Source organism: Tessaracoccus massiliensis, from assembly GCF_000826065.2.
Lineage (GTDB): Bacteria > Actinomycetota > Actinomycetes > Propionibacteriales > Propionibacteriaceae > Arachnia > Arachnia massiliensis_A.
Genome location: NZ_LN623540.1, coordinates 270,310 through 288,648, shown reverse-complemented (window position 1 = coordinate 288,648; position 18,339 = coordinate 270,310). Strand labels below are relative to the sequence as shown.

Below are 18,339 nucleotides of genomic sequence, written 5' to 3'. Positions count from 1 at the left end.
GCGATGGTATGTCGACCTCGGGGTTATGCTGACCGACGTCCTGGGAGCGCTGTCCTTGTGGGAGTCGGCGCCTGAGCCGGTCAACATAACCGTGCGGGGTTCAGCGGTTCTTGAGGAACGCGATGAGAGCGTCGGAGGCTTGGTAGCGAGCTGGTGGCCGCTCATCGACGGCGGGAACGCGTTCCAGGGTTCGGCGTTTGAGTTCGAGGTCGGCGTGGAGGTAGATCTGCGTGGTCTGGATGTTCGAGTGCCCGAGCCAGAGCGCGATGCTCGCGGTGTCGATCCCGGCATGCAGCAGGCTCATTGCGCAGGTGTGCCGCAGCGTGTGCGGGGTGACGTTCTTCCCGGCCAGCGAAGAACACCGGCCGGCCGCGGCAGCGGTATGACGGGCGATGAGCTTGCCGACCGCAGCCCTGGTCAGCGGCGTCCCGGCGTGCGTCGGGAACAGTGGCCCGTCCGGTGTGGACGGAAGCTCGCTGAGCCAGGCGGTGAGGAGTTGGACGGTGTTCTTCTGGAGCGGGATCACGCGTTGCTTGCGGCCCTTGCCGATGCATTCGAGCTGGCTGTGCGGGCCGATCTGGATGCTGTCGATGTGCAGGCTGGTCAGCTCGCTGACGCGCAACCCGGTTTGGATGCCCAGGTGCAGCAGGAGCCGGTCTCGGCGCCCGAGCCAGGTCCGGGTGTCCGGGGCTGCGATGAGGGCTTCGGCCTCGGCAGCGGTCAGGAACGACACGAGGGTGGTCTTCGTGCGTTTCGCGGGGATCGCGAGGACTTGGCTGATCGTTGCGATCGCGTCGGGTGCCCGGTAGCTGGCGTAGCTGAAGAACGACCGCAGTGCGGCCCGGCGGGCGTTGCGGGTCGCGGCGGAGTTGCCGCGCTCGGTTTCCAGATGCTGGAGGAATCCGCCGATCAGGTCCGCGTCCAGATCGGCCAGGGTCAACGCTGATGGGGCGATCCCGGTGGCCTGCTGGGCGTAGGTCAGCAGGAGCCGGAACGTGTCGGCGTAGGCGGCTTTCGTGTGCGGGCTGGCGTTCAGGTGCCGGTCGAGCTTGTCGGTGAAGAACCGTTGCAGCAGCGGCGCGAGGTCACTCATCGCCGGCCCCGTTCGCTTGGATGCGTTCGGCGAGGGCCGCTGCCAGTTCCGGGGTGTTCGACAGATACCAGTAGGTCGCTTCCGGGCCGACGTGTCCGAGGAACGCCGACAGGACCGGCATCATCTGATCGACATCACCACCAACACGGATGTGCTCGATCAGGGTGGTCGTGGCGAACGTGTGCCGGAAGTCGTGCAACCTCGCCGCCGGTCCGGTCGGACCACCGGCCAGCCCGGCTGCCTCGCGGATCTCGCGGAACGTGTTTCCCGCGGTCGAGCGGGCGATCCGGGTGCCGCGCCTGGCGACGAACACCGCTGTCGTGGCCGGGGTAGGGAACGTCCGATCCCGGAGCCGCTGGTATCGGCGGATCGCGTCCATCGTGGACTTGTGCAGCGGGACGAGCCTGGACTTGCCGAACTTCGTGTCGGTCACCTTGGCCCAGCCGCTGCCATCACTGGCGTCCTCGTCGGTGGTGATGTCGTCGTCGTTGAGGTTGCGGGCCTCGCTGATCCGCATCCCGGTCACCGTCAGCAGCCCGAGCAGTGTTTGCCAGGACGCGGCCCGGACCTGCGGGGTCAGCCTCCCCGCCGCGGCGAGCAGCGTGTCGATCTGGTCGCTGGTGAAGATCAGCGGGCGAGGGCGATGAGCGCCGTAGGGGCGCCCGTCGAGGATCGGGACCTCGGTCGCGGGGTCGAACCAGGCGACGTGCTCGGCGAACTGGCGGACGTAGTTCAACCGCTCCAGCACCGTGCCGCGAGAGAACTGCGCCGCCCACGCGGTCGCCAGGTCGCGACGGATCGTGGGCTCGCCGGCCTCTTCCATCCAGCCCACGAACCCGTCCAGCGCCTTGCCCGGCGCGGTCAGCTTGAACCCGAGTGCCCGCCGGGTCGCCAGGTAGTCGTCCAGGAGGTCGCGTAGGCCGTTCATCGTGACCACCTGCCCGATGCCGCTGCCGGCCACTCGGTGGCCAGTGCGCTCAGCCGGTTCTTGTCGACCTTGGTGTAGTTCGCGGTCGTGCGCAGGTGGGCGTGGCGTAGCAGCCCTTGAACCTCTTGCAGCGTCGCCCCGGAGGCGAGCATCCCGGTCGCGAACGTGTGCCGCAGCCGGTGCGGGCCGAACTTCTCCACCCCAGCCTTGACGCAGATCTGCCGGATCGTCCCGCAGACACCGTTCGCGGTCAGCGGCTGGACCGGGTCGATCACGGTCCAGAACACTTCCTCGCCAGCAGTCCGGCCGCCGCGGCCGTGGAGCACGTAGTCCTCCAACGCCTGCCCCACATCCTCGGACAGCGGCAACTCGTCAACCCTGTCGCCCTTCCCACAGACGCGCAGGGTTCCGGTGCGCCAGCCGATGTCGTCCAACCGCAGGCCGGCGATCTCGCAGGCCCGCAGGCCCAGACCGGACAACAGCAGCAGGATCGCCCGGTCGCGCATCCCCTTCGCCGACCGCAGATCGAGAGTGCCGAACAACGCCTCGATCGTCCCGGCCGGGACCGGGTCAGGGATCGACGAGAGCCGCCATGCCGCCGCGTGAGGCACGACCCCGGAGAAGTCCTGCCCGGTCCGCCCTGACCGGTGGCAGAACTGCAGGAACGAGCGCAGCATCACCAGCTGCTTGCTCAGGGTCGATGCCTTCAGCCCGCGTGCCGCTTCCAGGTTCACCCACTGCGTCAGCATCGCCGCGGTCAGCGTCTTCAGCGACTGATCGACCGGCGCGGGAAGCCACTCCACGAACCCCGCGACGCGGGCGGTGTAGGCAGCAGCGGTGCCCTCTTGCGTGGACCGCTCCCGCAGCAGCCACGCTTCGAACTCATCCAGCACGTCCCGCGTGTCGGCGCGGCGCTGATCACGATGAATCACCATCTTGGTCCTCCTGACCCGAAGCCAGGCGATCCCAGCGATCGCCTGGTCAGATCAAGCGAACCCCGACTCGGACGCTCATCGTTATGTTGACCGGATCAGGGCCCAACCCGCGCTGGAGCACGCTCCCCAGGACGCCGGTCAACATAACCCCGAGGTCGACATACCATCGCCCGCAGCCTCCTCGAGGCCGGCGGATTCAAACCCCGACTACACCCTCGATTGTGAAGAGCCGGTTCAGCCCAATGCGCGAAGGTGCTCCGCTACCGGGCCCTGTATACCTACGTTGCGGTTATTGATCTCGCTTCTTGTTACCACTATGACGCTTCCACGGATGTGGATTGGTCGCATCGCATGATGCGTCGTGCCGCGCGACTGGGGGATCAGATACCGAACGACTGTTCCTGAATTGATCGGCGATGCGGCGAGCTGTCTTGAGGCTTCTGGGAGAATCGAGGAGGCGGTTGAACTGTATGCCAACGAGATTGGCCGCGACAGCTATGCGAAGTTCTATTTCGCTAATTGGCTGTTCGGGCGAGGGGATCTTCAGGCAGCGCGTGAACAGGTGTCGGAGCCTGCCGATGAGTATCCCGAGCCTGCCTTGTTGCTCGGGAAGATCTCGCTCGCCGAGGTTGATGTATCGTCAGCTCACTATTGGGCCGGTTGCGGCAAGCTATGGCGTGCCAGGCGCTCGTAGGATTGCGCGGCTCGCGGGACGTCGAGCGAGGCTGCCCTAATCGGGGTCTCGGTTTGAGCATCAGGTGTGGGACTTGAGCAGGCAGCTTTCAGGGCTCTTCACAGAAGGCAGTGGATTGATGGGCCGTGTTCGAGCGGCGGCTGACCCGAGTCAAGGATCTCGTCCTGGGGCCCTGGGTCGAGGAGGGGCCCTCGGGTTGGCAGGATGAAGGTGTCTACGCCTCATCTGAAAACCCAAGGGCCCTTGTGCGAAACGCTACCCCACCATGCCTCGATACGTTCTGCCGACTTGATCGTCTCGGGCTGACCGTGACCGCCCAGCGCGTCGAACCCGACCACACCGTGTTGCGCTGCAGGCCTACCACTCCCGCCGCCCCGTGCCCTGGCTGCCGCACCCCTGGGGTGCGCCACGACGCGGTGCTCCGCCGTCTGGCTCATGAGCCGCTTTCAGCGCTCGTCACAGAAGAGAGGGAGAACCGCCTGTGAGTGTTGGTGGTGGCTGAAGGGACTGCTGAAGGTTTGGTTGACTCCAAGACCGCATGACTTCTGGGAGGAGGTTGTGCTGAAAGGATGGCAACCATGCCGAAGATCACTTACTCCGACGAGTTCAAGCGCGACGCGGTCGCGTTGGTCGCCTCAGGCATCCCGCAGAAGCAGGTCGTCAAGGACCTGGGTGTCGCGAAGACCACGCTGCAGGCGTGGGTCCGTGAGGCGAGGTTCCAGTCTCACGGGATGACGCCGACCACGGACCCCGAGGCACGCAAGGACATGTCGCAGGCTTTGCGTAGGATCCGTGAGTTGGAGATGGAAAACGAGGTGCTACGCCGCGCGGCGGCGTATCTGTCGCAGGCTCACATCACGCCCCCAAAATGATCTATCCGCTCGTGAAGGAGATGGCCGCGGTCGGTGCCCGGGTGAGGGTGCCGGTGGCGGTCGCGTGCCGGATACTGGGATTCTCCACACAGGGCTACTACAAGTGGCTCAAGCAACCGGTGTCAGCCCGTGAGGCCGAGGAGCAAGAGCTCATCTCGGTGCTGCATCAGCTTCACAACGACGACCCGGAGGGCGGCTACCGGGTGCTGGCAGACGACCTCGCTGAGTTGGGCTACGAGTTGTCCGAGCGCAGAGTGTGGCGGTTGTGCCGGGTCGCCGGGATCCAATCGGCCATAGTCAAGCGCACATCGCGCTACAAGAAGGCAGGGGCACCGGTCCACGATGACCTGGTGCAGCGTCAGTTCACCGCTGAGGGGCCCAACCAGTTGTGGCTCACCGATATCACCGAGCACCGCACCCGTGAGGGCAAGGTGTATCTGTGTGCGATCAAAGATGTGAACTCCCAACCGGATCGTGGGCTACTCGATCGATTCACGGATGAAGGCCCGTATCGCCGTCAACGCGCTCGAGATGGCGGTGGCCCACCGAGGCCGGCCCGCTGGGGTGATCGTCCATTCCGATAGAGGGTCCCAATTCCGGTCGCGCCGCTTCCGCAAGGCGCTGAAGCGCCACAGGCTACGTGGCTCGATGGGCAGGGTCGGGGCATGTGGCGATAACGCCGCGATGGAGTCGTTCTTCGCGCTACTGCAGAAGAACGTCCTCGACCGTCGGTCCTGGGGCACACGAGAGGAACTGCGCCTGGCCATCGTGTCCTGGATCGAGGGCAAGTACCACCGGAAACGCCGTCAACGCCGACTCGGGAAACTCACCCCCATCGAGTTCGAACTCATCTACAACCCCGCCGCTACACTGGCGGCATAACCCCGGAGGTCAACCAAACCTTCAGCAGACCCCTCCGGAACTTGTGAACTTCCGCGCGGTCCGCGGCAAGAGCGTGCGTTTGGAACCCCGAACGGAAGACCCGATCACGTCCTCGGTGATTTCGGGTCGGTCAGTTCCACTGTTCGCCCGTCCGGGTCCAGGATGACGAAGGACCAGTAGCCCACCCAAAAGGGCTCAGTTCGCAGCGTCTCGACTCCGGCTTTCTTGAGCCGGTCCACGGCTTTCTGGAAGTCGATGGGCGACAGCGCGACGGAGATGGATCTCACCTGTTCTGTCTCGGGTGCGCCCGGGAGTTGGCCCTGACTCCAGCCGGGTTGGAAAGCCCAACCGTTCGGGCGCTCGAGCGAGATGGCCCTCTGGAAGGAAATTTGCACGCAGCCATGGACGAACGCGATGTCATCGGGCTCATCCCAAATCAGCTCCAGTCCCACGAGGTCGTGGTAGAAGTCGCGGGTAGCAGCAATGTCGGTGCAGTACTCGTAGGCGAACCACGTGATCATGACCGTGACAGTATCGCGCGTCAGGTGTTCAACTGGCGCTTTGTCGATCCGCCACGGACATCACGACGGCGGCATGTCCGGATGTTGTCAGGCAACCGGGTCGAGCCTGCGGACGGCGGGCAGACCGGCGGCACGCTCGGCCGCGAAGGCATAAGCCGACTGCAGGGCCAGCCAAGCATGGGCGGTACCAACGCCGGTCCCTCCAGTCGAACAGCAAGGTTAGGGCTCACCCGGGCCTGGCCGTACAGGACTCGGCTCACCGTCACCCGGGAGATCCCGAGCCGGGACACGGGTCACGTGCCGCTACTCGCCCCTGCCCGCGCACGTGCCGGCCTCGCACGCGAGCCGGCTGGTGGAGCCCTGCCCAGCCGGGTACTGTCCCACCCAAAGCGGTGTCGACATCACTCGATACGGCTCCCGTGTTTCGCCTAGAGCGGGGCATCCCACCTCTTCCGGCTTGGAGGCCCTCGTGAAACAGCCCGGCACCGTCGAGAAGATCTACGAGATCTTGTCCGCGACCTACCCCACCTACGCTGAATCCGACGACGAGTGGATGACGAACGGGCTGTCCGACAACCCGTTCCGCAGCACCGTGTCGGTCGCGCTGTCGACCATGACCAGCTCGCCGCGCTGCATCGAGGCCGCCGTCGCCCTGTACGAGAAGGTCGACTCGTTCGCCGGGCTGGCCGAGATGGACGACGACGACCTGCGCGAGACGATCCGCTCAGTCGCGCACTACAACCGCAAGACCAAGACGTTGAAGGCGATGGCCCGACAGATCCTCGACGAACACGCCGGTGAAGTCCCCGCGACCCGCGAGGAGCTGATGGCGCTGCCCGGCATCGGCCGCAAGTGCACCGACATTCTGATGAACACCCTGCACGCCGCACCCACCATCGCCGTCGACACCCACGTCAAACGTCTGGTGCAACGCCTCGGCCTCGTCGACGCCAGCCTGTCCGCGGAGCAGACCGTCGACCCGCTCACCGAGGCCACCCCCGTGCACTAGCGCCAGCACGCCCACGAGTGGCTGGTCCAGCACGGCATGAAGGTCTGCGTCGCGCGCACCCCCAGATGCGGCGACTGCCCTCTCACCGCTCAGTGCGACTACTACAGCGCTAGCTGAGCAGGTGAGCGCCCGCAATAGGACGCTGCTGAGGCTGCTTGGCCGGGCCGAAGACGTAAGCAGGAGAGCAACATGCTCATCAAGCATGACAGTGAGGTCGCGCCCGTCGGCGCGAGCGTGAACCGCACGGCCATCGTTGACATCCCTCAAGGACCCAATGTGGACGAACCGGGCGCCGCCACCGCAGGAGGAAGACCCACCCCCTATTTCTGACGAGCCCCCCGTGCGTCCCGATCTACCAACTACCGAGCGCAGAAGTGCACAGAGTGAAGCGCGTCTCGACATCCGCCACCTCCGGAACTTGTGAACGTCCGCGCGGTCCGCGGCAGATCCGTGCGTTCGTGACGGCTGCCCCGGTGTGATTTGGGGGTTGATGGGGACGTCGTCGATATTCGCCTCTGATGGACCGCTACTTTGTTCCTCATGGTTGAGGATGCGGCACCGATGGACGTGAAGCGGATGCGGCTGCGCTACGCCTGCACCTGCTCGAGCTGCGGATCGGCACTCAGTGCGGGCACGACCGCGGACTACGACCGGGTAAGCAAGACGGTGGCCTGCGTGACGTGCCCTGCCTCGGTCCCGCCCGACCAGACACAGATGGTTGTTCCGCATGCGGTTGTCGACCAGACGACCGAGACAGTCACAACCGATGCAGTTCGTCCAGGGCCGGAGGTGGACAAGGTGCCTGTGTTGGGGGTGGTCGATGGGCAAGGTGGCGCATCTGCGGCTGCTGAGTACAAGCGGCGCCACGATGCCAGGCAGGAACGGGTGTTGGCCAAGCACCCGCGTATGGGACGGTTCCTTTTGGCGGTCTTCGATGACCCTCAGTCGACGCGGGCGTGGTCGGTTGGTGCTGAGGGTGAGCGGATGCTCGGTGGCATGTTGGCGTCCATGGCCGGGGACTCGCTGCGTGTGCTGCACGACCGCCTCATTCCCCGGACCAGGGCAAACATCGATCATCTGGTCGTGTGCCCCAACGGGGTGTTCGTGGTGGACGCCAAGCGCTACCGCAACGCGCGGCCAGCGCTGCGGGTCGAGGGAGGCTTGCTGAGGCCGCGCACCGAGTCGTTGACCGTTGGGGGACGAGACCGGACAACGCTGGCGGCTGGGATGCAGAAGCAGGTCGCCCTAGTCCGGGCCGCCCTGGCCGAGCGGCCAGAGGTGCCGGTACGGGGTGTGCTGTGTTTCGTTGACGCGGACTGGCCGCTGCTCGGCGGCGCGTTCACCGTCAACGACGTGGCCGTCATGTGGCCCAAGAAGCTCAAGGCGGTGCTTACCGAACCCGGGCCACTGGACGAAGCGCAGATCGCAGACCTCCAGTGGCAACTCCACGAAGCCTTCCCCCGCCAGAAGCAGACACCACTAGGTGAGTGAGCACCGGCCGACAGCGGCAAGAGCGGACGCTCAGGTCGAGTCCTGACGCACCAGCGTGAGCAGGGGTGTCTCTGCATGCCGACCCATCACCTGGGTGCCGGACTTGAGCACTCCAAGCCGCTGCCAACCGGCCCTCCGATAGAGGCGGACAGCAGGGTCGTTCGGGTTGTCGACCGTGCTTAGCAGGCACCGCCGCCCCACGTCGGTCAACAGGTGATCGTGCAGGAACGCGCCCAGCCCGCGCCGGCGGAATGATGGGCTCACAGCCATCTCGGCGAACTCGAAGTGTCCACCCACCCACTCCTCGACAATGTCGTGGGGCAAAGCCTCGCTCACAAGCTCTGTCCAGAACTGCCCCCGATGACCGATGTAGCCCCAACTGAAGCCCACCACTTCCCCTGCCACGCTCGCGGTCACCAAGCGGAACCCTTGCCGGGCGGCGTGCCTGCCCAACAGTTCTGATTGAAAGGATTGCATGTTGGGGAAGCCGCCGAAGGCCTCTCTGTACGTGGGCCATACGAGTTCGGCCAAGGCCGACACCTCAGGTTGCGTGTGGACCGTGATCTCCGGCTTCAGGCTGTCAGATGTCACGGAAAACGCTGACGATGACGTTGCCGGGGCCCCGTAGGTACGCCGTTTCGGTTCCCCAGTCCGTGCGCAGAGGACCGTCGAGAAGTTGGGCTCCAGCCTTCTCCGCGACACGTGCCGCCTCGACAACATCCTCGACTGAGTGGTGCAGGATTATTCCGTCGGTAACCCCCCAGGGCACCATGGCTTCGCGGGACAACATGATTCTCACCCCTCCAGCGTCAACCTCCCCGAAGTTCGCGTCGTCCGTCAGGACGCGCCATCCGTACGCTTCGGAGAGCAATCGCGTAGCTCCTTCAACGTCTTCGACCCGGATGTCGATGGCCGTGACCGCCATGATTCGTCCTCCTTTGATAGAGCCAAGTAGGTTTCGCGCCGCCACCGCAGCGCAGGAAGACCCACTCCCTACTTTGACGAATCTCCGCCCGAGCGTCCCGATCTACAAACTACCGAGCGCAGAAGTCCACAGAGTGAAGCGCGGCTCGACACATCCCGGGTCGCGGAAGGTGACCTTGGGAAATCGCCGCGATCGTGCCATACAGCTACGATCGCGTGGTTTTCTCAAGGTGGAACTTGGGGGCGCCCCGCCAGCCTGCTTCTACGGACTTCTGGTCAGCAGCGCGGTGTACACGCTGTCAGCGGGCGGCCGTACACACCGCATTGCATCTCGACACCGGTGCGGGAACGGCAGGCAGGGGCCCCGGGTCAGCCCTGTTCGAGGCCGAGGAACCGGCGCAGTTCGCTGGCCCCCTCCACGATGACCTGACCGTCGGGGCGGACGAAGCTCTCGGGTGTGACGATGACCAACTGTTCGTCGGCGCAGACAGGGCCGTCCTTGGTCACCTGAGCCAAGCGACGTCGGCCGTTGTCCCGGTAGCCCACCTTGCGGCTCACGGCTGCCGAGCGATGGTTGCCCTCGATGTAGGCGGAGGTGCATTCGAGCGCGCACAACTCGTCGAACGCGAACGCCACCGCCAGTTGCCGCATGAGCGTGCCGGTTCCCTGGCCCTGATGGGCCATGCCCAGCCAGGAGCCCGTCTCGAGGGAGCGGGTCAGCGGAAAGTCGTTGGCCATCATGTCCTGCATGCCCACGAGTTGGCCGTCGCGGCGGACGGCCAACGCCAGTTGCCAGCGATCCACAGAGAAGGTCGCTCGTTGAGTCCACCACCACGAGAGCGACGTCGCCGGGAAGCCATCAGCGGTGCCGGGCGCATAGGGGCTCTCATGCCAGGCGTTGAGGAACGGCATGGGCACGTCCGGTGCTTGGATGCCGCCACGCACGAGCTCAACCAACTCGGGGAAGTCGTCGTCGCGCAGCACCTTGAGTTCCACCGGCCCGCAGGTGATGCGGAGCCCGAACGGCGGGTAGATCTCGTCGAGGGTCAGCATCGCCCCATTCTGGCGTATGAGATCAGACGCCCCAAGCTAAGAACCTCAGACCCGCAGACTTGGGGCTCCCTTCCGCGACTCGTAGCCCGAAGGGCGTCACTCGCGTCCCTCTTCCCCCAGCCTCGGCGGCACACCCCCGCAGTGACACAGGTGCTGGGCACGCCGAGAGATTTCGACACCGCTCGTAGAACTCGCGGGCTCATCCAGCGCGGGACGCGACCGGCTCAACCGGCGTCAGGACCGGCCCGCTGCCCAAGCGTGAAGGAGGGGCCGGGGTCGGGGGTATGCAAGTGCTTTTCCGGCACCGGGCCCCACCCAGATCCCTAGTTGCCCGACAACGCCGAATGACAGCAACGCACCCCGACACCGGACGCTCCGGCAACCACGCCGACAACGGTGTCGGCACCGAGCACCCGCATCAGAAATCTTGAAGCCGAGGGTGGGGGACGAAGGACGCGAGTTTCGAGGCCACGCCGGGAAGCAACAACCGAACGTCGCCACCCATGCGTCAGGGCAACACTCGCGTCCTTCTTCCCCCATCCTCGGCGGAGCACACCCCCGCAGCGGAACGGGTGACAGACCGCCTGCGGGGGCCCGTCGTCGTCCGCTGGCTCGCAAGCTCGCAGGCGAACGCTCAGGGACCAGGTGCTGGGCACGCCGAGAGATTTCGACACCGCTCATAGAACTCGCGGGCTCATCCAGCGACGGACGCGACCGGCTCAACCGGCGTCAGGACCGGCCCGCTGCCCAAGCGTGAAGGAGGGGCCGGGGTCGGGGGTATGCAAGTGCTTTTCCGGCACCGGGCCCCACCCAGATCCCTAGTTGCCCGACAACGCCGAATGACAGCAACGCACCCCGACACCGGACGCTCCGGCAACCACGCCGACAACGGTGTCGGCACCGGGCACCCGCATCAGAAATCTTGGAGCCGAGGGTGGGGGACGAAGGACGCGAGTTTCGAGGCCACGCCGGGAAGCAACAACCGAACGTCGCCACCCATGCGTCAGGGCAACACTCGCGTCCTTCTTCCCCCATCCTCGGCGGAGCACACCCCCGCAGCGGAACGGGTGACAGACCGCCTGCGGGGGCCCGTCGTCGTCTCGACGGCGCACTCCAGATCCCGGAGCGGAGCAGGACGCGATCCGGTCACCACCGTGGTCATGACGAGCGCCGCCAGGATGACCAACAACACCACGCGGGCGAGGCGCTCAGCGCCGCCAGACGCAGCCGTTGGCGTCGTAGCCTGGGCGGTGCAGAGCGGTGCCGACATGATGCCCCCTCAATGGTGGTCGCTGACCACCATCCCACGGCCACACCCCACCGCGGAGTCTGGAACCTCAACCCAAGACCCTGGTGGGACCAGCCATGGCCCCCGGTGCCAGCGGTCAGTCGCCGGTGACGAGCGTGCCGGGCAGCTCGATCTGCCCCTCTGCGGGATCCGTGCCGTCGACCACCTTGTCCTGGATCAGGTCGGCGACCTTCTCGGCGATGGCGGGCCAGTCCTGCTTGACGGTGGCCTTGAACGGGCCGCCCTTCTCGATCTCGGCGACGGCGAAGTCCTGCCCGTCCACCCCCACGACGGGGATCTCGGCGTTGCCGGCGGCGTCGAGCGCCTGCGTGGCGCCGAGGGCGGGCTCGTCCCAGCCGCCCCAGATGCCGTCGACCTCGGCGGCTCGGGCAGTCAGGAGGTCCTGCACTGCGGCGCGTGCGTTGTCGACCGGCCCGGGCACGTCGATGTGCTTGGCCTCCAGGATGGTGATGCCCTTCTCCTCGAACACCTTCTTCGCTCCCTCGGCGCGGGCGCGGACGCCCTGGTGCGGGTCGTGGGTCAGCATCACGACGGCGCCCTCGCCGCCGATCGCGCCGATCAGCGCGTTGGCGCTCTGCGTGCCCAGGTCGATGTTGTCGCTGGTCACATTGGCGAGGATGCCGTCGGCGGGCGCCGCGTCGATCGCGAACACCGGGATCTCGGCCGTGGAGGCGGCGTTGAGGCCCAGCGACACCTGCGTCGGGTCGCCCATCCCCAGCACGATGGCGTCGGGGCTCTGGGCAGCGGCGTCCTGGAAGGCCGAGTTCAGCTTGTTGAAGTCGCCCGCGGTGTCCACCACGTTGACGCTCCACCCGCGGTCCTCGGCCACCTCCTGGAAGTCGTCGATGACCTCCTTGGTCGTGGCATTGGCCAGGTAGGGGGTCACGACGGTGACCTTCAGCGCCTCGCCGCCGTCGCCGGGGGCGGGGCTGTCGGTGCCGCGGGCGGCATCGCCGCCGCACGCGGTGAGGGTGAGGCCGACGGTCACGGTGGCGGCGGCCAGCAGCTTACGGAAGGTGGTCATGTTCGTGCCTTTCAACGGCCCAGGGCATGGAAGGTGTCGGTCAGGGCATCGTAGAGGCCCCGGTGGATGGGTAGCTGTCGCTGGTACGCCTCGTGGACAGGCGACGGCTGGGTCTCGCTCAGTTCCCGCCGTGCGCCGAGCAGCGGGAGCAGCGAGTGGGGGATGCCGACGGCATCGGCCGCGGAGCGTGCGGCGGAGTGGGCGGCAGGCTCGACGGCCTCGCCGGTGACGATCGTGGCGCCGAAGACGTCGGCGAGGATGCGACGCCAGGCCGGGCTGCTCGCCGCCCCGCCCACCAGCGCGATCCTGCGCTGGGCGACCCCCATCGCGTCGGCCGCGTGGCGCAGCCCCATGGCGACCCCGGTGAGCGCGGCCAGATACAGATCGGCGGCATCGGTGCCTTCCTGCACGCCGACGAAAGCTCCACGGAGGGCGCCGTCGCGTACCGGGGTGCGCTCCCCGGCCAGGCCGGGCAGGGCAAGTGGGCGGTTGGTCAGGTCATCGACGCGGCCCGCCACCTGCCCCTCCACCTCGGTGAAGCTGAGGCCGGGGAAGAACTGGGCACGCGCCCAGGCCGACGTGGAGCCGGCCGACTGCACCGAGCCGATCCGCAGCAGATGCTCCCACCCCGGCAGCATTAGCGCATGGATGGGGCCTGGCTCGTGGCCCGTGGGCGTGATCGCCGCCAGCCATCCGGTGGTGCCCAGGTACAGGTACGCGTCGCCCGGCTCGACACCCACCAACCCGTCGGTGGTGGAGCCCGCATCGCCCAGACCGTGCACGACGGGGGTGCCCGGCCGCAGACCCAACTCCCCGGCAGCGGATGCGCCCACCTCGCCGACCAGCGCGTCACCGACGCGCTCACCCGTCAACCGCGGGAACTGCTCGACGCGGCCCCCCGCCGCCTCGATCGCATCAGCGAGCCAGCCCCGCGTCGTCATGTCGAGAACCCCCGCGGTGGAGGCGGTCGTCGGATCGCACGCGGCGTGACCGGTGGCCCGGAATGCGACATACCCGGCAGGGCCCAACAGCACGTGGCTGGCCCGTGCCAGCGCGTCGGGCTCATGCTCGGCCAGCCAGGCGAGCTTCGCCGGCACGTTCGTGGCGTCCTGGTGGTTGCCGGTGCGTGTCTCCCAGTCTGTGACCACCCCGCGCAGCCGCGCCGTCTCGGCCTCGGCCCTGGTGTCCGAGTAGAGGATCGCCGGCCGCGTGGCCCGCGCCGCGTCGTCGACGGGGATCACGTTCTGCATGTGCCCCGTCAGGCCCAACGCCGCGACCCTGCCGGCCACCCCGGAGTCCAGCAGGACGGCCCGCGCGGCCTCCCACCAGTGCTCCGGGTCCTGCTCGGCGACCCCGCCGGGCGCGGTGTGCGTCGGATACGCGCGCTCGCGCCGCGCGACGACCTCGCCGTCGGGCGTCACGACGGTGAGTTTGGCGCTGGAGGTACCGAGGTCCAGTCCTGCGATCAGCTCCACGTCAGCCCCGCTTCCTGCTCAGCCTGCTGAGGCTCACCGCGGCGATGATGATCACGCCGGTGAGCACCTGCTGCAGGTAGCTGTTGACCTGCAGGATGTTGAGCCCGTTGTTCAGCACCCCGACGATGCCCAGGCCCACCAGCGTGCCGCCGACGGTGGGCTGGCCCGCCCGGGAGAGGGTCACGCCGAGGAACACCGCGGCGATCGACGACAGCATGAACGGATCCGCCGCCGTCGGGTGCCCGGAGGCCAGGCGTGCTGTCAGCACCACGCCCGCCAGGGCCGCCCCGAAGCCGGAGACGACGAAGGCCGCGAACCGCACTAGGCGCGTGTTGACGCCGGAGAGTCGCGCGGCCTCGGGGTTGCCGCCGACGGCGTACCAACTGCGGCCGATCACGGTGCGCGACAGCACGAACCACAGCGCCGCGATGAGCACCGCGGCGATGAGCACGGGCATCGGCACGGGGCCCAGCCTGCCCTGACCCAGCTGCACGAACCCCGCAGGCAGCCCGAAGATGGTGGTGCCGTTGCTGAGCAGCAGCGCCAACCCGGTGAACGACGTCATGGTGGCGAGCGTGGCGATGAACGCCGACAACCCCAGATAAGCCACCAGGAAACCGTTCAGCGCACCCGCCGCGAGGCCCGCGAGGAGTGCCAGCGCCACGGCGAGCACCGGATGCATCCCGCCGACGAGCAGCTGGGCGACCAGCACCCCCACCAGCGAGCCAAGGGCGCCGACGGACAGGTCGAAGTCGCCCACCACCATCACGACGGTCTGGGCCGCGGCCACCATGGACAGCACCGCCACCTGCTCCAGGATGTTGCTGAAGTTGAGCGGGTTGAGGAAGACGCCCGGCCGCAGCGCGGAGAACAGCACGATCAGGCCGATGAGGCCGATCAGCGTGCCGTAGGAGGCGAGCTTGGCGTAGATGCTGCGGCCGCGCGCCGGGGCAGCGGTAGGGGTGGTGCTCATGCGGGATTCCTGAAACAGAGGTGGAGGATGGATTCTTCGGTCGCCTGATCGGCCGCCACGACGTTGGTGAGGCGACCCTCGCGCAGCACGGCGATCTCGTCGGCCAGGCCCAACAGTTCGGGGATCTCGCTGGAGACGACGACCACAGCGACCCCCTCGTCGGCCAACCGGCGGATGAGGTGGTAGATCTCGGCCTTGGTGCCCACGTCGATGCCGCGGGTGGGTTCGTCGAGCAGGAGCAGGCGGGGCTTGCGCAGGAGGTACTTGGCCAGCACCACCTTCTGCTGGTTGCCGCCGGAGAGCTCATCGACGCTCTGCCGGATCGAGGTGGCCTTGATCTGCAGCTCGGCGAGCTGCCGGGTGGCGAGGCGCTGCTCGCGGGCGCGGTCCATCACGCCCAGGCGGCTGTCGCCCCTCAAACTGCCCAGCGAGATGTTCTCGCCGATGGTGTGGCGCATGATCAGCCCCTGGCTGCGGCGTTCCTCCGGCACGTAGGCGACGCCGGCGTCCATCCTGCGGGGGAGGGAGGCGACAGTGAGGTCGTCGTCGCCGAGGAGCACGCGCCCGCCGCGGGGTCGTTCGGCCCCGGCGATCAGCTTCAACAGCTCGCTGCGGCCCGCCCCGGCCAGCCCGGCGACCCCCAGCACGCGGCCGCTGTGCGCGGTGAGGCTCACGCCGTCGACGGTGTGGCCGCGCAGGTCCTCCACGCGCAGCAGCGGCGACTCCGGCGCGGTCCGGCGGTCCGGGAACAGTCGCTCCTGATGGCGGCCAATCATGGCGGCGACCACGCCGTCGGGGTCCGTGTCGGTCACCGGGCGGGTCCAGACCACCTGGCCGTTGCGCATGACGGTGACCTGATCCGCCAGCGCGAAGACCTCCTCGAGGCGGTGGGAGACGTAGATGATGGCCGTGCCCGCATCGCGCAGCGTTTGCAGCGCGCTGAAGAGCCGCCCGATCTCGCTGTTGGTCAGCGCGGCGGTGGGCTCGTCGAGGATCAGGACGCGGGCTTCGCGTGTGAGGGCGCGGGCGAGCGCGACCATCGTCTGCTGCACGGCCGACAACTCCCGCACCGGGACGTCCACCGGGATCTCCTGGCCGAGGCGGGCGAGGTCAGCGGCCGCGTCCCGGCGGAGCCGCCGTCGATCCACCAGACCCCGACGGCCGGGGCGCCGCATGCCGAGGTAGATGTTCTCCGCCGCGTCCAGCGTGGGCACCAGCGTGAGCTCCTGCGGGAGGGCGACGATGCCCAGCGACTGGCCGGCCTTGACCGATCCCAGCGGCTGCGGCTCCCCGTCGACGAGCACCTCGCCCTCGCTGGTGTGCGTCGCGCCCGAGAGCATCTTGATCACCGTGGACTTGCCGGCGCCGTTCTCGCCGAGCAGCGCGTGGATGCTGCCCGCGTGGAACTCGAGGTTCACCGAGTCGACGACCCGGACGGGGCCGTAGTCCTTGCTCAGCCGGCGGGTCGCCAGCACGGGCGTGCTCACCGTCGGCCTCCCCGTACGAAGGGCAGCGAGTCGTCGCGGATGGTGGCCGCGTCGGCCGAGAGCGTCAAGGCCAGGCCGGTCTCGTCGGCGCGGCGCTCGGCGGAGACCACGACGCTGTCGCCAGCAGTCAGCGCGCGATCGTCGACGACGGCGCGCCCGTCCGTGCTGAACGTCAGGCGCGCGGACAGCAGCGCCGCCTCGCCCGGCGTGCGGCGCAGGGTGCCGGCGGATTCCGCGTCGAGATCCGTGGCCTGCACCGTCTCGGTGGCCCGGCCCACCACGATGCCCGCGTCGGTGGCGAGCATCTCGTAGAGGGACCGCTGGCCGAGTTGGTCCGCGTCGATGCGCTCGGCGATGTCGAGCGGCAGGAGCGAGGACTGCAGGATGAGCGGCTCGTCGTCGACGAAGCGCAGCCGCACCAGTTCGAAGGCGTCCGAGGAGGGCAGCGCCATCCTGCTCTGCTCCAGAGGCGAGACTGTCACCGGGCCGTGACCGAGCACCTCGGTGCGCAGCGTGCGGCCGGAGGCCTCGATCTGCGCGGCGAAGCTGGCCAGCGGGCCCATCGCCAGCCGGTACGGCTGGGCCCGCACGTAGGTGCCCTTGCCCTGTTCGGAGGTGACCAGCCCCTGTTCGGTGAGGGTCGCGATGGCCTGCCGGACGGTCATGATCGTCACGCCGAAGCTCTCCGCGAGCTCCTTCTGCGACGGCAGGGGTTGGCCCTCTGCCAGCTCGCGCTCGGTGATGGCCAGGGCGATGGCGCGGGCGATCGCCACGTACTTGGGCAGCCCGTCGTTGCGGTTGAAGGAGATCCGCTGCGGGCTCCAGGTGGGCTCAGTCATCGCGGAGTTCCTCTCGTCGCACCAGCGCGGGGGCCACCTCGTCGACGATTCGCGCCACGGCCTCGCCACCCTCGGCCGCGGCCCGCACCACGCGCGTACCGATGATGATGCCGTCCGCGCCGGCCTCCATCAGCGCCACCGCCTCGTCGAAGCCGCGCACCCCGAAGCCGACGCACACGTGGTAGCGACGCGTTCCCATCGCCTCGCGGAGCTCGGTGAGCCGCTCGGCGGCCTTGTCCGGGTTGAAGGTGCCGCCGGTGCGCAGATCGGCGGACTGCAGGTAGATCACCGGCTCGTCCAGCGAAGAGGTGGCGAGCAGTCGGAGATCCTCCTCGAGGTGGAGGAAGATCACCGGCTCGATCCCCCTCGTCTGCGCCTGTGCGCCCAGGGCGAGCTGCTCGGCCATCGGCATCTGCGGCACCAGGTAGGCGTCCACATCCGCCTCGGCGAGCCGGCCGAGGAAGTCGGTGGGGGAGAGGTGGTCGAAGTGGTGGCCGTAGGCCATCGCGATGATGGTGTCGTCGTCGCTGCTGCGGCTGGCCGCTGCCAGCGCGAGCGCCTCGGGGATGCCGGCCAGGTGGTGGGCGGCAGACGCGGCCGCCTCCTGGATCAGGGGCCCGTCCAGGTCCGGGGCCGGGCCGGGCATGGTGGCCTCGAGCGCGTCGAGACCTGCGTCGAACGCGGCGCCCACCACGGTGCGGAACTCCGCCGGGTCGGGGTAGCCGGTGGGCAGGAACCCGAACAGGATCCCGCGCTTCTCGTCGGCCGCCTGGGCGAGCCGCCGCTTCAGTCTGGTGGCCATGTCTCCTCGCTGAGAACAGTTCTAGATG

At 67.9% G+C, this 18,339-nt stretch carries 18 protein-coding genes and 1 pseudogene; 6 read left to right on the top strand and 13 right to left on the bottom strand.

Annotated features, from left to right (window positions below):
• Positions 1-100 precede the first annotated feature (100 nt).
• Genes BN1186_RS04180 through BN1186_RS04170 form a run of 3 tightly spaced genes read right to left on the bottom strand, consistent with a single transcriptional unit; the run spans position 101 to position 2,956 of the window.
• Positions 101-1,093, bottom strand: a complete 993-nt coding sequence (locus tag BN1186_RS04180) for a tyrosine-type recombinase/integrase (RefSeq protein ID WP_040282704.1) — start codon at positions 1,091-1,093, stop codon at positions 101-103.
• Positions 1,086-2,021, bottom strand: a complete 936-nt coding sequence (locus BN1186_RS04175) for a tyrosine-type recombinase/integrase (protein ID WP_040282820.1) — start codon at positions 2,019-2,021, stop codon at positions 1,086-1,088. The genes BN1186_RS04180 and BN1186_RS04175 overlap by 8 nt, the downstream gene beginning before the upstream one ends.
• Positions 2,018-2,956 (bottom strand): tyrosine-type recombinase/integrase, encoded by a 939-nt coding sequence (locus BN1186_RS04170; protein ID WP_052459764.1) that lies wholly within the window; start codon positions 2,954-2,956, stop codon positions 2,018-2,020. The genes BN1186_RS04175 and BN1186_RS04170 overlap by 4 nt, the downstream gene beginning before the upstream one ends.
• A gap of 361 nt (positions 2,957-3,317) precedes the next feature.
• On the opposite strand from BN1186_RS04170, the gene BN1186_RS04165 reads away from it, so the two are divergent.
• Both BN1186_RS04165 and BN1186_RS04160 read left to right on the top strand, forming a co-directional pair.
• Positions 3,318-3,650: a hypothetical protein gene (locus BN1186_RS04165; RefSeq protein ID WP_139650824.1), complete on the top strand. Its 333-nt coding sequence runs from the start codon at positions 3,318-3,320 to the stop codon at positions 3,648-3,650.
• A gap of 578 nt (positions 3,651-4,228) precedes the next feature.
• Positions 4,229-5,404: pseudogene (locus tag BN1186_RS04160) on the top strand (IS3 family transposase).
• A 104-nt stretch (positions 5,405-5,508) separates the two neighbouring features.
• Here BN1186_RS04160 and BN1186_RS04155 read toward each other — a convergent pair.
• The gene (locus BN1186_RS04155; RefSeq protein ID WP_040282701.1) at positions 5,509-5,925 is read right to left on the bottom strand and encodes a VOC family protein; all 417 of its coding nucleotides are present in this window, start codon (positions 5,923-5,925) and stop codon (positions 5,509-5,511) included.
• 469 nt (positions 5,926-6,394) lie between these two features.
• Between BN1186_RS04155 and BN1186_RS04145 the strand changes: the two genes are divergently transcribed.
• The 4 genes from BN1186_RS04145 (at position 6,395) to BN1186_RS04140 (ending at position 8,425) form a co-directional block, all read left to right on the top strand.
• On the top strand, positions 6,395-6,934 hold the full coding sequence (locus tag BN1186_RS04145) for an endonuclease III domain-containing protein (protein WP_052459763.1): 540 nt from the start codon (positions 6,395-6,397) through the stop codon (positions 6,932-6,934).
• A gap of 36 nt (positions 6,935-6,970) precedes the next feature.
• Entirely contained in the window at positions 6,971-7,051 is an 81-nt protein-coding gene (locus BN1186_RS16445; protein ID WP_425471470.1) for a hypothetical protein, read from the top strand.
• A 72-nt stretch (positions 7,052-7,123) separates the two neighbouring features.
• The gene (locus tag BN1186_RS15390; protein ID WP_180349014.1) at positions 7,124-7,264 is read left to right on the top strand and encodes a hypothetical protein; all 141 of its coding nucleotides are present in this window, start codon (positions 7,124-7,126) and stop codon (positions 7,262-7,264) included.
• Between the two features lie 246 nt (positions 7,265-7,510).
• On the top strand, positions 7,511-8,425 hold the full coding sequence (locus tag BN1186_RS04140; protein WP_074436925.1) for a nuclease-related domain-containing protein: 915 nt from the start codon (positions 7,511-7,513) through the stop codon (positions 8,423-8,425).
• 30 nt (positions 8,426-8,455) lie between these two features.
• Here BN1186_RS04140 and BN1186_RS04135 read toward each other — a convergent pair whose 3' ends face one another.
• From BN1186_RS04135 to BN1186_RS04100, 9 genes are all read right to left on the bottom strand, one after another.
• Positions 8,456-8,965: a GNAT family N-acetyltransferase gene (locus BN1186_RS04135; RefSeq protein WP_052459762.1), complete on the bottom strand. Its 510-nt coding sequence runs from the start codon at positions 8,963-8,965 to the stop codon at positions 8,456-8,458.
• A gap of 40 nt (positions 8,966-9,005) precedes the next feature.
• Positions 9,006-9,350: a VOC family protein gene (locus BN1186_RS15385; RefSeq protein WP_040282698.1), complete on the bottom strand. Its 345-nt coding sequence runs from the start codon at positions 9,348-9,350 to the stop codon at positions 9,006-9,008.
• Between the two features lie 368 nt (positions 9,351-9,718).
• Complete coding sequence (locus BN1186_RS04130; protein ID WP_040282697.1) at positions 9,719-10,402, bottom strand: GNAT family N-acetyltransferase; 684 nt, start codon at positions 10,400-10,402, stop codon at positions 9,719-9,721.
• 1,385 nt (positions 10,403-11,787) lie between these two features.
• Entirely contained in the window at positions 11,788-12,735 is a 948-nt protein-coding gene (locus BN1186_RS04125; RefSeq protein WP_052459761.1) for a sugar ABC transporter substrate-binding protein, read from the bottom strand.
• An 11-nt stretch (positions 12,736-12,746) separates the two neighbouring features.
• A complete protein-coding gene (locus tag BN1186_RS04120; RefSeq protein ID WP_052459760.1) occupies positions 12,747-14,210 on the bottom strand; it encodes a xylulokinase in 1,464 nt (487 codons plus the stop codon).
• A 1-nt stretch (position 14,211) separates the two neighbouring features.
• The gene (locus BN1186_RS04115) at positions 14,212-15,183 is read right to left on the bottom strand and encodes an ABC transporter permease (protein ID WP_052459759.1); all 972 of its coding nucleotides are present in this window, start codon (positions 15,181-15,183) and stop codon (positions 14,212-14,214) included.
• Positions 15,180-16,670: a sugar ABC transporter ATP-binding protein gene (locus tag BN1186_RS04110; RefSeq protein WP_040282694.1), complete on the bottom strand. Its 1,491-nt coding sequence runs from the start codon at positions 16,668-16,670 to the stop codon at positions 15,180-15,182. Before BN1186_RS04110 ends, BN1186_RS04115 begins: the two co-directional genes overlap by 4 nt.
• Entirely contained in the window at positions 16,667-17,509 is an 843-nt protein-coding gene (locus BN1186_RS04105) for a GntR family transcriptional regulator (RefSeq protein ID WP_040282692.1), read from the bottom strand. The genes BN1186_RS04110 and BN1186_RS04105 overlap by 4 nt, the downstream gene beginning before the upstream one ends.
• Positions 17,502-18,311, bottom strand: a complete 810-nt coding sequence (locus tag BN1186_RS04100; RefSeq protein ID WP_040282691.1) for a tryptophan synthase subunit alpha — start codon at positions 18,309-18,311, stop codon at positions 17,502-17,504. The genes BN1186_RS04105 and BN1186_RS04100 overlap by 8 nt, the downstream gene beginning before the upstream one ends.
• Positions 18,312-18,339 lie beyond the last annotated feature (28 nt).